The sequence below is a fragment of the Micromonospora taraxaci genome, assembly GCF_007830095.1.
In the GTDB taxonomy this organism is placed as follows: Bacteria; Actinomycetota; Actinomycetes; order Mycobacteriales; family Micromonosporaceae; genus Micromonospora; species Micromonospora taraxaci.
The window spans coordinates 2,591,993-2,606,210 of the sequence record NZ_VIWZ01000001.1 but is presented as its reverse complement, the minus strand read 5'-3'; the positions used below and the strand labels follow the sequence as shown (position 1 = coordinate 2,606,210).

The following is a 14,218-nucleotide window of genomic DNA, read 5'->3' as shown; positions in this document are numbered from 1 at the left end:
CCTCCAGCAGCCGTTCACCCGAGCGATCACAGGGCGCGGCCAGCCTGAGGCTATGAAAACCAGACCCATCCACTGCGCCAACAACGGCGTCCGCAGACCGATAGTGCGGTGCAGATCGCGGCCTGCCGACTGCATCCGGCTCGAGAACATCGTCGAACTCGAACAGTTCGGCATCCTCACCGAAGCCGTCCCGCTCAAAGCATGGGCGCCCAAGCACCGGGTATCCACCCGGGCATGGGTAGCCAACAGCGTAATAAGCATGACAGCGGCGGCGAGTCGGCGCGGGGCCGCCGGCACCCGGGCAGCGGAGCACGGGGTCGGCAGGGGGCCACGGTGGAGCACTCGCCGAATCAGCGGCACGAGCGCACTGCGACCGGATCAGCCGGCACCGAGCGCGACCACAGCCGGTCGAAGGCGGCCCGGGAGGGGCGGGTCAACCGCCAGGGTACGGCCTGACCCTCGATTACCCTCCTCCCCGCGCTCGTCGGTCAGCTCGGCACCTGCCCGTCTGCCGGCAGCAAATGCCGTACAGCCGGCTGACGGGATGCTCCCGAGCCCCATCCTCGGTCTCCCGATTGACTGACCCTGCGGTAGGGGGAGAGGCTTTCGATGATGGTCGCGCTGACGCGCGGCCAGAACGGTGGGTCGTCTCCAGTTGACCAGGCCGATCAGTGACGGCACCACCGTCCCGGCTTCCAGAGCTGCGAGCCGGGCCGCCACGGGCGTCCGCTCGTCGGTACGACAGGACGGCGCCGGACGCGCAGTCAGCGGCAGATGTACACGTTGGGGACGACCCCGTGCAGCTGCGGATGAGCGCGATGTTTGCTCGGTCCGGACGGGATGCGAGGCTGAAGGCGTGGCCTCCCGATCGGCGTACACGTGGACAAGCCCCGGCTGCCCGGCGGCTTGGTACGCACCGTGAACGCGTCGGTGTATCTGAAGACCGGCGAATGCGCGGTGGAGTGTCACGGAGCCGGGCCCACCCTGCGGCAGGTCGATGACGTCCTCGCCCAGGTGGAGATTGTCGCCGGGTTTCTCGACTCGTACCCCCCGGACGCTCGCCAGGCCCTGAGCCGGCGCGACACTCGCCCGCCGGTGACGCCTGTATGAGCTTGGTGTCGGCGTTCGTACCGATCTGGATCCTTACCGCCCTCGGCTACGCGGCCTGTCGTTGGGGCCTGCTGGGCGAGGCGGTGGCCTCGGTGCTCGGCCGATTCGTGTTCCATCTTGCGATGCCGTCCGCCCTGTTCCTGGCTCTGTCCCGAATGCCGCTGTCCGGTATCGCCGGCCGCCCGCTGCTCGCCTTTGCAGTGAGCACGGCCGCGGTCGTCGGGTCCGGGTGGGTCGGCGCGAGCTGGCTGTTCGGTCGCGAGCCCGGCGAACGGCCGATCTGGGGCATGGCCGCCGGATACGTGAACTCGGCGAACCTCGGCATCCCGATCGCCACGCAGGTACTCGGCAACGTGTCGTTCCTGGCGGAGGTGGTGCTGCTGCAGGTGCTGGTGGTGACGCCCGTGATCCTGGTCGCCCTGGACCGGCACAGCGATCCGGCCGGGCGGGTACGGGTCCGCCGTATCGCCTCCCTGCCGGTACGTAACCCGGTGATCCTGGCGTCGCTGCTCGGTGTCGTCTGCTCGGCTACCGGCCTGCATCTGCCGTCGGCGGCCGGCGCACCGCTCACCCTGCTGTCGGGCGCCGCGGTTCCGACAGCCCTGGTCGCGCTCGGCGCGTCGCTGCACCGCACGGGGCCGTCGCGGGCCGAGCCGACCCAGCTGACCGAGCTGGCCGTGATCACCGCGCTGAAGCTCGTCGCACAGCCGGTCATCGCGTACACGGTCGGGCTGGCCCTGCACCTATCCGCGCCACAGTTGCTCGCCGTGGTCGTGTGCGCGGGCCTGCCGACAGCGCAGAACACGTTCATCTACAGCCAGGAGTACGGCGTCGGCGAGACGGTCGCCAACCGGGCGGTGGTGGTGACCACAACGCTGTCTCTGGCCACCCTGGCCGCAGCGGCGGTGCTGCTCGGGTAGCCGGACGCGCAACGTGAGACCGTCAGATGGGACGCGGTCGCTACGTCGGCATACCTCATGCGGACAAGACATCTGACGTGCTGCTGTCTTATCTCCTCGACTGTGAGCCGGACGTCCGGCTCTTGGCCGCTCAGCACGCCCCGCTCACGGACCAGACGCAGCGCTGGCTACTCACGCTACGCGACGACCCTATTGAGGAAGCATCCGTGCGTCAGGCCGCAGCTGCGCGTCTCAACGGGCACTGAAGCCGCACACACCCTCACATTCGCTTCACGACCCGACGATCCCTACGAGGAGTGCCGGAGCAAGCTTCCGCCCATCAACATGAGCGGGCGCTGTGTTTGGTGGTGCTGGGTACACGTCAGCGTGGCGGCGAGGCCTCTTCCAGTGGTAGCCCATGGGCTCGGGTCGTGTCAGAGACGGCAACGCCGAGCAGGACGGCGACTGCTGCTGCGGCGACCCCGAGGGGCGGTAGGCCGACCATGATCGGTGCCATGGCCGCGAGGACGAGAATCCCGATCGGCCGCGGCCAGGACACTCGGGCGAAGGCCACGTACTCGAATACTGAGCGCCCGGCGAGGTAGAGCGCAGGCCCTCCGAGGATGGCTCCGACCCAGGCGGGTTTGGCGTCTCCGGATGGATCGATGAGGACGAGTTCGGAGCCGGCTGAGCTGGCAAGGATGCCGGACACCATGAGCAGGTGTGCGAACTCGGCCAACCGACCGAGCCGGCCGGGGTCGGCGGATGCCGCGATGGCCTCGCCCAGGATTTGGCCAGCCCGATAGAAGTAGATCCGCCACAGCAACACCGTCGTGAGGAACGACAAGGTGAGGGCCATCATTCGGTCAGCCATGATCGGACCGCGGAGAAGACTCGATCCGGAGGTCAGGATCGTCTCGCCAAGCGCGACAATGACAAGCTGCCAGTAGCGTTCGGCCAAGTGCTCGCCCGCGACGGCCCACGGTGACACCCGCGAGCGACCCAGCCCCGGGACCGGCCAGCCGAGTCTGGCCCCGAGGTAGTCGATTGCCAGGGCCACCGTCCACAGCGAATTGCGCGTCACCTCGGGAGCAAAGGCTCCGGCGAGCCACGGTACGGCCGACGCGCCAAACCAGATGAGCGCCAACATATTGACGCGGCGCAGATTATGACCGCGCACGATGCCTACGAAGAAGAGGGTGCGGCCTACCTGAATCGCGACATAGGTGCTCGCGAAGAGCAGGCCAGTCTCGGCGAGAGCCCCCGAAATCGCGACCGCCATGAGCAGGCTTCCGTACATCGTCGCAACGACAACGAACTGGATCGGCGGCTGAAACGGATCGAATCTGCTGGTCACCCATGCCGTCTGGGTCCAGATCCACCAGAGCGCCAGAAGCAGCAGCAGCGTCTCGCCGTTCTCCGCGAGGGAGGTGGTCAACCGCTCCGCGACATGGCCCCTGGTGTAATCCAACACCAACTCGTGCACAATCCGGGTGAGCGCGAAGACGTAGACGAGGTCGAAGAACAGTTCCAGGAAGGTCGGCCGCTGCGGACTCTCACGCCTGCGCAGAAGATTGGCCACTTCATTCCTCGTCACCCGGGCCGCCCGCTTCGTCGGCTAATCGCTGAAGCAGTCGTACCACGTTGCCGCAGCGCCCACGGATAAGATGCAACCGCGATGACCAAATAGCCTGACGGCCGACGAGGGCTGCACCGCTCCCAGCGCCGCCCTCTCCCGAAAAGCCGACGGCTGGCTGACCGACGTGCTACGCGGCTTCCCGGCAGGGCCCGCCGGCGGCGGGCAACGACTACAGGACGCGGCAGCACCGGCCGGCCGACCTTCTCGATCGCTTGGGCGACGTCGCTGAATCGGCCTCGCTCCCGCGGGTTGCGCCGCGATCCCGCAGTAACCGCCACCGCCCAGCGGAGCCGTCGCTCTCACCCATCCGTTGCCTCGAAGGTGCAACGGGAAGCAGCTGGTGAGGTGCTGGGTCAGGATCGCCGGATTCCGACGTCGCCGCCCGCTGCGCCTACGACGAACGACGGCAAGGCCCGGTCCCGCACGTCAGCTGATGAGACGACGCGGCTTGTCCCGTGGTTCGCGGATGCTGTCGATGATGCGGGTCCAGTTGTCGCCACCGTGCCCATTCTCGATCGCATGCCGATAATGCGCTCGCACGGCCAGGGGAAGCGCGAGGTCGAGGCCCAGTGTCGTGCTGGTCTCGACGATGTGGTCGGCGGTCGCGCCCATCATGGTGACAGTGCTGAGATCGCCGGGGTGTTCTCCGGCGTCCAGCGCGGCGCCGGGGGTTTCCTCGCCGGCGCGGAGAATGGCGCCGATCGACTCGGCCGAGGCGATCAGCTCCGGCATTGCCTCCGTGGCCGTCATTCCCGTGGCGCCCAGCATCGCGGTGGCGTGCATCAACGCGGACAGAGTGGCGAGGAATACGGTGAGCTGGGCTTGATACATCATCTGAGCGAGACCCGGGTCCTCGCCCAGGTGGTTCGGCGCGCCGAGCCGGGCCAGCGCCTCCCGGCTGTCGTCCAGCACTTCGCCGGGGCCGCTGTAGTAGACGTACGCCGCGTCGGTGCCGACCATCGGCGCTGGGACCATGACGCCGCCGGTGAGGAAGGCGGCGTCGTGGGCCGCGGCCCAGGATGCCGCCTCGCGGCTGCGGTCGGGGGTGTCGGAGCTTAGGTTGACCAACGTTCGGCCGGCGAGAGACGCGGTGGCGGGGCCGAGGATGTCGTACATCGCTTGGTAGTCGGTGAGGCTCAAAATGATGAGGCTGCTCGCCTCGACCGCCTCGGCGGGTACAGCCGCGAGCGTCGCGCCGTCGGCGACGACGCCCTCGGCCCGGCCGGTGGTGCGGTTCCAGACCGTCACGGGGTGGCCGGCGGCGAGAAGGGTGCGGGTGATCGCCTGGCCCATCGGGCCGAGCCCGATCACGGTGACGGCGCTGTTGTGCTGTTGGTTGTTCACCTCTCCATGCTCGGCGACGCTTCACTATTCTCGTAAGTACCCACTAACTTCTGCGGTACTTACCTTTCAGTAAGGGGATCAGCGATGGCCAAGGCATCCCGACGCGGGCCTTACATCTGCGGCATCGACGCGGCGCTCGACGTGGTGAGCGGCAAGTGGAAGGGCCTGATCCTCTGGGAACTCGAGGCCCATGGCGTACGCCGTTTCGCGCAGCTGCGTCGAGGGCTGCCCGGAGTGAGCGAGAAGATGCTGACTCAGCATTTGCGCGAGCTCGAGGAGGACGGCCTGGTGCACCGGAAGGTCCACGCCGAGGTGCCACCGCGGGTGGAATACTCTTTGACCGAGCACGGGCGCACGCTCAACCAGGCGCTCGGACCGCTCGGCGCCTGGGGGAGCGAGCGGATCCGACGCGAGGCCGCCGAGATGGTCGGCGCGGCTTCCGAAGACCGGGCGGCTCTGCGCTGATCAGCGGGCGGCAGCGTGTCGATGGGGCCCGCACGCTGCTACTCGGACGCACGGCCTGCAGGCATCTCGTTTGGCGACTGTCGTTGTTCCGGCCAGTACGCTGTTTCACCACCGGGTGGCGGTATGGCAGGGTGACCGGATGATCGACAGCCATGGGGCGTTGGAGGCTGTGGTCCGGCACGCCATGGAGCTTGAGGACGATTACGACGACATTGCGCCAACCGTCACGGCCCTGACTGCGTGCGGGGACACTGCCTTGGTACCCCGGCTGCGGGAGGTGCTGGACCGGTTCCTCGACGAGGGGAACTTCTACGGCCGGGACCTGATTGCCGGCATCTCGGCAGGCATCGAAGGTATGGCGGCGCTGCCAGTGCTGCTCCGCGCCTCGGCGCGCGATCTCGGCGACGACCAGGACAGTCTCCAAGCCGAAATCATCGAGCTGCTGCACGCAGACCGGGCGACCAGCCGGCGTGTGGTGCGTGACTTCGCCACGAGTGAAACGCCGGAGTTGCGCCGTGTGGGACTGTGGGCGCTCGGGTTCGTGATCGAAGTACAGGATGTCGAACTGCTGGCCTCGGCCATGACCGACGCCGACCCGGAGGTCAGGTCCCTCGCTGTCGGCTCGATCCCTGACCCAGCCGGAAACGACCGGGCTTTCGGGGCGCTCGTTCTGGCAATGCGCGACCTCAACGAGCAGGTCCGCACATCGGCCGCGAGCAGGCTTGGCTACACCGGCCGGGTTGACGCGGTCGCACCGCTCGTTGCCCTCGCCGCCGATCCGACACCGCGAGTACGGTCCATGGTCGCCTACGCACTCGGGCGACTCGGTAGTCACGAGGCGACCCCGGCCCTGCTACGGCTCCTTGACGACCCCGATCGGCATGTCCGCGAGAACGCTGCGGACGCACTCGGCTCAGTCGGAGGGCCAGCGGCGGTCGATGCGCTGCTGGTGCTGGCTGCCGACCACGACCCGAAGCGGCGAGTCCAAGCCGCCAAAGCGCTCGCGAAGGCGAACGACTCGGACCCCCGCGTGGCACCGCAACTCACGATGCTGGCACGAGACGGCGCGGCCGCAGTACGAGCGGCCACCCTCAGCGGACTCGCCAGCGCCGATGGCAGGCCAACGCACCGGCGGCGGCTCCTGATCGAATTGGCGGACGACCCTGATCCCATGGTCCGTCAGCGCGTCGCGGTCGTGGCACGCCACCTCGCGCCCGACGCCGCCCCGGACATCCTCCACCGGTATGCCCACGACCCTGATCAGACCCTGCGCCGACTCGCCGCCACCGAGCTGGACCGCCTGACCAACCCCACCGCTCGCTGATCCGACAGCCCCCAGTCAGCGATCCGCTGGCGAGACCGTCATGGACGTTCCCGCGAGGCTGTCCGCCCGGGCCCGGGTATTCGTGACGCGCGACCAGCCGCAGAAGCGCGCACGTGACGTTGATCAGCGCGTCGGATCGAGCTGTCAGGCGTACGAGGGCCGATGCGGGTCCAACAGCTCGGTGATGCGGCCACGGTCAAGGATTTCGATGAGTGCGTTGGTACCGCGTTCGACCTTGACCGCTATCTCCTCAGGATGCAGAGGGATCAGCGCGAGCAATGCGATTCGGATGCCGCCGCCGACGTCGATCGTCCGGGCCTCTGGCGGCACCCGCAGCATCGGCGTGACGACGACTCCGGCGAACGGGGTGTCCGCAGCGTACGGCTGCGCGGGGTCGCCGTTCGGCACGGAATGCCATTCGCCGATCCAGGTTCCGTACTCGTGCGGTAGCCGAGCTACCTGCTTGAGGGCCCGCAGCGGCCACCCGGTTTCGTCGCCGATCCCGGCTACCTCGGTCAGTGGCCAATCTGCCGGCAGGCTCAGCATCAGTTCCGCGTACGGGCTGATGTCGTGGCCCTCCGGGACTGCCATCGGCAGCTCGCTCATCCCAGAAGTGATCAGCGTCCGGTACGGGCGTTCCTCGGTTGGGGCCACGACATAGACATGCACACCGACCAGGTGCGAGGCGATCTCGTGGTAAACGAACTCGACGGGCCCGAAATGTTCCTCGATGTGTCGGTCGATGGCGTCGGCGAAGGCCTGCTGCGGTCCCTGCGCCGGCACGAACCCGTCGTGCAACGACTGATGGCGGAGGACTCCTGACCCGCTCGGCTCGTCCATGGCGACGCAGCCTATGCAAGGGCCCGACGAGGGCGCGACCGGGGGCACGCGCATCGGCCATGAGCGGGCGTCGACGACCTGTGAACCCAACCACGGGTACTGACGCTCCCGTGCGCGTGACCACTCCTCCAACCTGCGCAAAATCCACTCCCACCCGCGCCGCCACTGGTAGTCGCGAAGGGCGACGGACACTCGGCACCCACGCGCACGGTCGACGGCCAAATCCGGATGTCGGATCCTGGCGGGGCCAGGCATCATCATCGCGTGGATGCCCGCCGAGTGATCGTCCTGGTCGATGACCTCCGCTCGTTCGTGGATGGCCGTAGCGCCGCGGTGGCCCGTACCAGTGCTGCCGGAGTTGAACTCCTCGATCGGCACCGGGGCCGCCGCCTGGACGAGCTGTGGTTGGACCATGACCTCGGCGGGGACGACACGATCTGGCCGGTCGTGAAGGTCCTGGAACGGGCTGCCTTCGACGAGCGCCCCTTGACGTCGGCGTCATCAACGTTCACTCCGCCAACCCGGCGGGCGCCGCAAAGATCGCTCAGGTCCTCCGACGCTGGGGGTATCGCGTCCACGTCGCCACGGGCTCCACGGACGTCGGCTATGTCGACAGCCGTGCGTGAACTGACCGGCACGAACGCCCGCCTGACGGCTGTCACACTCGGACAGCGGCTCACCACGACCACCCCGTAACCCCCAATTGGCGAGGAGAAGACGATCGACAACTCGGACACGATCACCCTGTGGAGGCCCACCGGACAGGCCGAACGTGACCTCGTCGCGGAGTCGGGTTGGCGGTCGTGGCCACCACGCTTGGCGGACCAGCCGATCTTCTACCCCGTCCTGAACCGCTGGTACGCCACGAAGATCGCCCGCGAGTGGAACGTGCCCGCCAAGGGAGTCGGCTACGTGACCCGGTTCGACGTCCAGCGGTCGTACCTGGACCGTCACGAGGTTCATCAGGCCGGTGGCCGCGACGTGCTGGAGTACTGGATCCCCGCCGAGGAGCTCGCCGACTTCAACGCCCACATCGTCGGCGCCATCATCGAGGAAGCTGAGTACCGCGGCCCGGTGAACGACCAGGAGTTCACCGACGCCGACAAGGCCCTGGGCCGACCTCTGCCGGCCGCTTGGCGCACCTACCTCCAAGGCGAGTCGTGGTTCCGGCGAGGCTGGATGTCCAGCGGAGCCTACGTATGGCTCAACTCCCCGCGCGAGATGCTCGAGGTGCATGACGCATGGGACGAGGCCACCGATGAGCATCCCGGCATCGCGATCATCGGCGGCGACGGCTCACGCGAACAGCTCGTACTCGACCTGCGCAGCGACCCCGCACCAGTACTACTGGCCGACATCACCAGCAGTGGCTGGGAGAGCGCGACTCGGCAAGCTAGCGATGTCAGCCAACTCATCGACCGCATCGAAGCAGGCACCTTCGAGTTCACCTTCGAGGTCTAGCGGACATCACGCAGCTCCCGGCAGACGCCACGTTGATGCATCATGGTTTCCCATGTTCGTGAACCAGCGGCAGTTCCCTTTCCTGGCCGAGCTTCGGGCACGATGGGATGCCATCCGGGATGAATGCCTTGCTCTTCCGCTTGACACCTACCAGCCGTGGGTCCAACGCGAGATGTACGGCCAGGGCTGGAGTGTCTATGGACTGGTCGCCTTCGGGGATCGGATCGAGGAGGCCCTCGAGGCATGCCCGAACACCGCCTCCGCGTTGACGAAGGTCCCTCACCTGACGACCGCTGGGTTTTCTCGGATGGCTCCTGGCACCCACATCAAGCCACATCAGGGATGGGTTACCACCGTTTACCGCGCGCATCTCGGGCTCGTCGTGCCGCAGGACTGCGCGCTGCGAGTGGGCGACGAGACTCGACAGTGGCGCGAGGGCGAAACCTTCGTCTTCGACGACACCGTCACGCATGAGGCGTGGAACTTTGGCACCAGTGACCGCGTTGTGCTCCTGTTCGACTTCGTCCGTCCCGGCTGCGAGGACATGCAGCAGGATGAACCGCCGGCCTCGGTGGCCGGCTTCGTACGGCGACGCGGACGACGTTCAGGTCCCGACCGGTGATGGCGTCGCCCTGCACCGCGAACAGGATCACGATCGTGAACAGCAGCCCGTAGAAGCGGCCGGGCCGATACGGGGGCAGGAAGCGGGCGTCGTACCAGGTGCGGCCCTTGGCGCGCGCCTGACCAGACCCTATGAGCAGGGCTAGCCCGCTTGGCTGCGCCTGGACACCGACGCCGGGGGTGCCAACCGCACCACGGGCGGGAGCGGCGAGACATCCGGGGAGGCTTGGAATGCCGAGATGGCGAGTGCGGCGAAGCGCCGGGAGGCGGTGACCTGGGTGGTCGGCGAGGTCGCGTGGATACCGCTGTTGGCCATGAGCACGAGGAGGACGTCGTCCAGGACAAAGTCGGGGCGCAGACGCCCCGTTTCCTTGGCGCGGCGGGCCAGTTCGTCGATCGCTCTGAGCGCGTATTCACGGCGCGCCTCGAAATCAACCGCATTGGGAAAGGTCGAAATGAGAGCTGCGGTAAAGCCTCGATCGCGTGCGTGCAGTTCACACATTTTCTCGATCACAAGACAGAAACCGTGCCATGGATCCAGATCGGCAAGACCCTCGTCGACAACGGCGCGACACGCGTGCATCTGTTCCGCGAATGCCTCGGTGACCAGCATCTCCTTGGTCGGAAATCGGCGGTACAGGGTGGCAGGTGCAACCCCGGCGCGTCGGGCAACCTCCCGCATGGGCACATCCAGGCCGTCAACGGCGAAGACCGCGCGGGCGGCCTCGATGATGCGCTCGCGGTTGTCCAGGGCGTCGGAGCGAAGGGTGTGAGGCAAACGATCGGTCACGGCTCTCACTTTAGCGAGGCGGACAGCGGCGTGCGTTAGCGTCCGCCTGCATGAGGGCTTTGCAATTTTCGAAGTACGGTCCCGCGAGTGTCCTTGAGGTCTCCGAGGCACCGGAACCGCACGCCGGACACGGCCAGATACGGGTGGCGGTTCGGGCCTCGGGTGTGAATCCGGCCGACACATACGTCCGCGCCGGCCAATTCCAGGACTGGATTCCGCTCCGCCTGCCGCACGTGCCCGGCGTCGACGCCGCCGGCGTGGTGGATGAGGTCGGTGACGGGGTGACCACCGCTCGGGTAGGCGATGAGGTTTTCGGGATAACGGACTACGCCCAGATGGGCGGGGCGAACGCCGAATACGCCGTCTTGGCCGCGTGGGCACCGAAGCCGGCCGCCCTGACCTGGGAGCAGGCCGGCGGCGCGGCGGGCAACATCGAGACGGCCACCCGAGTACTCGACCGGCTGGGCGTCAAGGACGGCACTACGCTGTTGATCGAGGGCGCGGCCGGCGGGGTCGGTACGACCGCGATCCAGCTCGCCGTCGCTCGCGGCGCGGCCGTCATCGGCACGGCCAGCGAGCGCAACCATGAGTTCGTCGCCTCGCTCGGGGCGATCCCGACCACCTACGGTCCCAGACTGGCCGAGCGGGTCCACACTCTGGTGCCCAGCGGGGTCGATGTCGTACTCGACTGTGCCGGCTCTGGCTCCATACCCGACCTGGTCGGCCTGGTCGCGAACCCGGACAGGGTGGTGAGCATCGCCGACATCAACGCCACGGCCTACGGCGTGCACCTGTCGCGCGGCTCTGGCCCCGGCGCGGACACGCCGGCTCTCGAAGGAATCGCTGCCGCCGGCGAACTCGCCGAACGAAGTCGTTTCACAGTGCCGGTCGCTGCCGTGTTCTCTCTGGAAGAGGCGAACGCCGCCCACGAGTTGAGTGAGTCCCGCCATGCACGGGGCAAAATCGTGCTGAAGCCGTAGGGCGCCCGACCCAGCGTCTGTCCGCCTGACCCGAGCACGCGCGGCCAGGGCGAGCACCAGGACGGTGTCGGCCGGAAGGCACCGACACAGCAGGAAGCGGCCCCGGATCCCTGTTGAGGGTCCGGGGCCGCAACCGTCGGTGACGGGCTCGTCATATAGGTCGATTCAACGGCCGCGTCGCGTTACCTCCGTCACCCCACTTGGCATCCGGAACGTCGTTCCGTATGTTGGTTACCGGAACAACGCTCCGGTTGGCCCGCATGCTGAACCGGGCGGACTGCCACTGAACCATGGACCGCTGGACGTCTGAAGGAGAAACAGTCATGCAGTACCGCACCTTGGGGCGCACTGGTGTGCAGGTCAGCACCCTCGTGCTCGGCGCAATGAACTTCGGCAAGATCGGCAACACTACCCAGGAGGAAGCCACCGCCATCGTCGACGGCGCGCTCGATGCGGGGATCAACCTCATCGACACCGCCGACGCCTACAGCGGTGGCCAGTCCGAGGAGATGGTCGGCAAGGCCATCGCCGGCCGCCGCGACGACGTCGTCCTGGCCACCAAGGCGACGCTGCCGATGGGCGACGAGCGCAACCAGCGGGGCGGCTCGCGCCGCTGGCTGGTCACCGCGCTGGAGAACAGCCTGCGCCGCCTCGGCGTCGACCACGTCGACCTCTACCAGATGCACCGGTGGGATCCGACGACCAGCGACGACGAGACGCTGTCGGCGCTGACGGACCTGCAGCGCGCGGGCAAGATCCGCTACTTCGGCTCCTCGACCTTCCCGGCCCACCGCATCGTGCAGGCGCAGTGGGCCGCCCGCGAGGGGCGTCTGAGCCGTTACGTGACCGAGCAGCCGAACTACTCGATCCTGCAACGTGGCATCGAGACCCACGTGCTGCCCGCGACCCAGGAGTACAGCATGGGCGTGCTGGCCTGGAGCCCGCTGGCATCGGGCTGGCTGTCCGGGGCGATCCGCGCCAGCCAGGAAATCAGCACGAACCGCTCGGGCTTCATGCAGCATCGCTTCGACGTCAGCATCCCCGCCAACCGCGCCAAGCTCGACGCCGTCGAGCAGCTCGCCAAGGTTGCCGACGAGGCTGGCCTCAGCATGATCCAGCTCGCGCTCGGCTTCGTCACCGCGCACCCGGGCGTGACCAGCGCGATCATCGGTCCCCGCACGATGGACCACCTCAGCTCGCAGCTCGCCGCCGCGGACACGGTCCTCTCGGCCGACGTGCTGGACGCGATCGACGCGATCGTGGCTCCCGGCGTCGACCTCGCCGCCCATGAGAAGAACGACACCCCGCCCGCTCTGCTCGAGCCGGCGCTGCGCCGCCGCTGAGCATTCGGCACGTTACGAGTATCCGGGTCGTACGGTCCTCGGCACGGCACGCTGGATCGGCGGCCGCGCGGACACGAGTGTTCGCGTGCTGTCTCCCTCCCCTATTCGAATTCCTCGACGAGCCGCACGTCGGGCGCGGCGTCCGGGTGCAGGAAACCCAGCAGCGCGGCACCTTCGGTGGTCACCGCGTCGCGATCGGCGGCGGTTAGCGGTACGAAGAGCCGAACGGTGAGGGCCGCAGCTGCGACCGTCCACGCTCCCGCGGTGAACCCGTCGACAAGTACCGGTCTGGGGACCGGACCGTGCCGGGTCACCGCCCGGCTCCGGAACTCGTCGGTGAGCACCCGCGTCCGGTCACGATAGGACAGCAGCAGGTTGTCGAAGTCGTACAGGTACCGCACCGGTGCCGGTGTGTCCGGGTCGGGCCGCGGCGCGTCGGGCAGGTCGACGTACCCGCCGGGGAACGTCCGAAGGTGCGGCCGGAGCCGGTCGACCACCTCGGCGAGGTGGGTGAGGCCGCTCCAGGTCTGCGCGTCGGCCACGGTCGCCGGGCCGTACGCGCCCAGGTAACGCAGCACCAGGTCGTCGATCTTCATTCGGTGCGGCGGCGGGTCCGCCCAAACGTCGAGCGGCGCGTGCACGGTACGGCCACTACGGCCCCACACCCCGCGCGGCGGCGTCTGCACGAGCGGAAGAAGGTTACGGGCCGCGTACGCGAGCGCCGCCGCGTTGTTGTCCGGCCACCGCCGCAGCAGTGCGGCGCCCGTCTCGGCGGGCGTCATCGCCCGCTCGGCGAGCAGGTCGTGCGCGTGTGCCGCCACCGCACCGGTGTCGAGCCCCCGCATCCACCGCCCGTGGGTGTGGTTGGCGAACAGGTCCCGGTCCAGCACCGGCTGCACGAGCGGCCGAATCCGCGCGGCCTCCGCGGCGCCGATCACGTGGATGGTGGACCGCATCAGCGCGATCCTCACCACCGCCCGGCTCTCCAGCAGCGTCGCGACGTCGGCCGCCCGGAAGTCGGCGAGCCGGCTCCACAGTCCCGCGTACCAGGTGTGCGGCGTCTGTGCCTGCAGGCCGACGAGGTGGGAGAGGGCCGCTGGAACGCTCATACCGGAGCGGCGCAGGAGCAGCTGGCGGTCGAGCGTGGCCCGGTTGAGCGCCCGGCGGTCCATCAGCGCTTCTCCCACGCCCGCCGGTCGTACCCGTGCTGCCAGCGCCCGGCCAGCACACGGGGCCGGGCCGGCGGCACGCCGTAGTCGTCGCCGGCGCCGGGCAGCTCGTCGGCCCACCGGGCACGAGCCAGCCGCTCGGTCAGGTCGCCCAGTTCAGCCCGCGGACAGTCGGTGCGGAACTCGCGGATCTCGGTCATGCGGTGAACTCTGTCAGCTCATGCGGAAGAGTC

At 68.3% G+C, this 14,218-nt stretch carries 12 protein-coding genes and 2 pseudogenes; 8 read left to right on the top strand and 6 right to left on the bottom strand.

Annotated features, from left to right (window positions below; all coding sequences use genetic code 11):
* Nucleotides 1-1,106 precede the first annotated feature (1,106 nt).
* A complete protein-coding gene (locus FHU34_RS12180; protein WP_145780055.1) occupies nucleotides 1,107-2,030 on the top strand; it encodes an AEC family transporter in 924 nt (307 codons plus the stop codon).
* 361 nt (nucleotides 2,031-2,391) lie between these two features.
* On the opposite strand, the gene FHU34_RS12175 is transcribed toward FHU34_RS12180, so the two are convergent.
* Nucleotides 2,392-3,591, bottom strand: coding sequence for a low temperature requirement protein A (locus FHU34_RS12175; RefSeq protein WP_145780054.1), 1,200 nt, complete (start codon nucleotides 3,589-3,591; stop codon nucleotides 2,392-2,394).
* Nucleotides 3,592-4,074: 483 nt separating this feature from the next.
* Nucleotides 4,075-4,992, bottom strand: coding sequence for an NAD(P)-dependent oxidoreductase (locus tag FHU34_RS12170; RefSeq protein ID WP_244311627.1), 918 nt, complete (start codon nucleotides 4,990-4,992; stop codon nucleotides 4,075-4,077).
* An 84-nt stretch (nucleotides 4,993-5,076) separates the two neighbouring features.
* Here FHU34_RS12170 and FHU34_RS12165 point away from each other — a divergent pair, with 84 nt between their 5' ends.
* Both FHU34_RS12165 and FHU34_RS12160 read left to right on the top strand, forming a co-directional pair.
* Nucleotides 5,077-5,457, top strand: coding sequence for a winged helix-turn-helix transcriptional regulator (locus tag FHU34_RS12165; protein WP_145780053.1), 381 nt, complete (start codon nucleotides 5,077-5,079; stop codon nucleotides 5,455-5,457).
* 139 nt (nucleotides 5,458-5,596) lie between these two features.
* Nucleotides 5,597-6,781, top strand: a complete 1,185-nt coding sequence (locus tag FHU34_RS12160; protein ID WP_145780052.1) for a HEAT repeat domain-containing protein — start codon at nucleotides 5,597-5,599, stop codon at nucleotides 6,779-6,781.
* 144 nt (nucleotides 6,782-6,925) lie between these two features.
* On the opposite strand, the gene FHU34_RS12155 is transcribed toward FHU34_RS12160, so the two are convergent.
* The gene (locus FHU34_RS12155; protein WP_145780051.1) at nucleotides 6,926-7,621 is read right to left on the bottom strand and encodes a suppressor of fused domain protein; all 696 of its coding nucleotides are present in this window, start codon (nucleotides 7,619-7,621) and stop codon (nucleotides 6,926-6,928) included.
* Between the two features lie 228 nt (nucleotides 7,622-7,849).
* Here FHU34_RS12155 and FHU34_RS12150 point away from each other — a divergent pair.
* The 3 genes and pseudogenes from FHU34_RS12150 (at nucleotide 7,850) to FHU34_RS12140 (ending at nucleotide 9,704) form a co-directional block, all read left to right on the top strand.
* A pseudogene (locus tag FHU34_RS12150) lies at nucleotides 7,850-8,247 on the top strand (cyclic-phosphate processing receiver domain-containing protein).
* A 94-nt stretch (nucleotides 8,248-8,341) separates the two neighbouring features.
* Nucleotides 8,342-8,689 (top strand): annotated as a pseudogene (locus FHU34_RS12145) (ADP-ribosylation/crystallin J1); the annotation flags it as partial.
* Between the two features lie 445 nt (nucleotides 8,690-9,134).
* The gene (locus tag FHU34_RS12140) at nucleotides 9,135-9,704 is read left to right on the top strand and encodes an aspartyl/asparaginyl beta-hydroxylase domain-containing protein (protein ID WP_145780050.1); all 570 of its coding nucleotides are present in this window, start codon (nucleotides 9,135-9,137) and stop codon (nucleotides 9,702-9,704) included.
* Between the two features lie 141 nt (nucleotides 9,705-9,845).
* Here FHU34_RS12140 and FHU34_RS12135 read toward each other — a convergent pair whose 3' ends face one another.
* Nucleotides 9,846-10,493 carry a TetR/AcrR family transcriptional regulator gene (locus FHU34_RS12135; RefSeq protein WP_145780049.1) on the bottom strand — a complete coding sequence of 216 codons (648 nt, stop codon included), beginning with the start codon at nucleotides 10,491-10,493 and terminating at the stop codon, nucleotides 9,846-9,848.
* 50 nt (nucleotides 10,494-10,543) lie between these two features.
* On the opposite strand from FHU34_RS12135, the gene FHU34_RS12130 reads away from it, so the two are divergent.
* On the top strand, nucleotides 10,544-11,473 hold the full coding sequence (locus FHU34_RS12130; protein WP_145780048.1) for an NADP-dependent oxidoreductase: 930 nt from the start codon (nucleotides 10,544-10,546) through the stop codon (nucleotides 11,471-11,473).
* A gap of 323 nt (nucleotides 11,474-11,796) precedes the next feature.
* On the top strand, nucleotides 11,797-12,816 hold the full coding sequence (locus tag FHU34_RS12125) for an aldo/keto reductase (RefSeq protein WP_145780047.1): 1,020 nt from the start codon (nucleotides 11,797-11,799) through the stop codon (nucleotides 12,814-12,816).
* Nucleotides 12,817-12,917: 101 nt separating this feature from the next.
* On the opposite strand, the gene FHU34_RS12120 is transcribed toward FHU34_RS12125, so the two are convergent.
* Together FHU34_RS12120 and FHU34_RS12115 are read right to left on the bottom strand one after the other, a co-directional pair.
* The gene (locus FHU34_RS12120) at nucleotides 12,918-13,988 is read right to left on the bottom strand and encodes a winged helix DNA-binding domain-containing protein (RefSeq protein WP_145780046.1); all 1,071 of its coding nucleotides are present in this window, start codon (nucleotides 13,986-13,988) and stop codon (nucleotides 12,918-12,920) included.
* Entirely contained in the window at nucleotides 13,988-14,185 is a 198-nt protein-coding gene (locus FHU34_RS12115) for an epoxide hydrolase N-terminal domain-containing protein (RefSeq protein WP_145780045.1), read from the bottom strand. The genes FHU34_RS12120 and FHU34_RS12115 overlap by 1 nt, the downstream gene beginning before the upstream one ends.
* Nucleotides 14,186-14,218 lie beyond the last annotated feature (33 nt).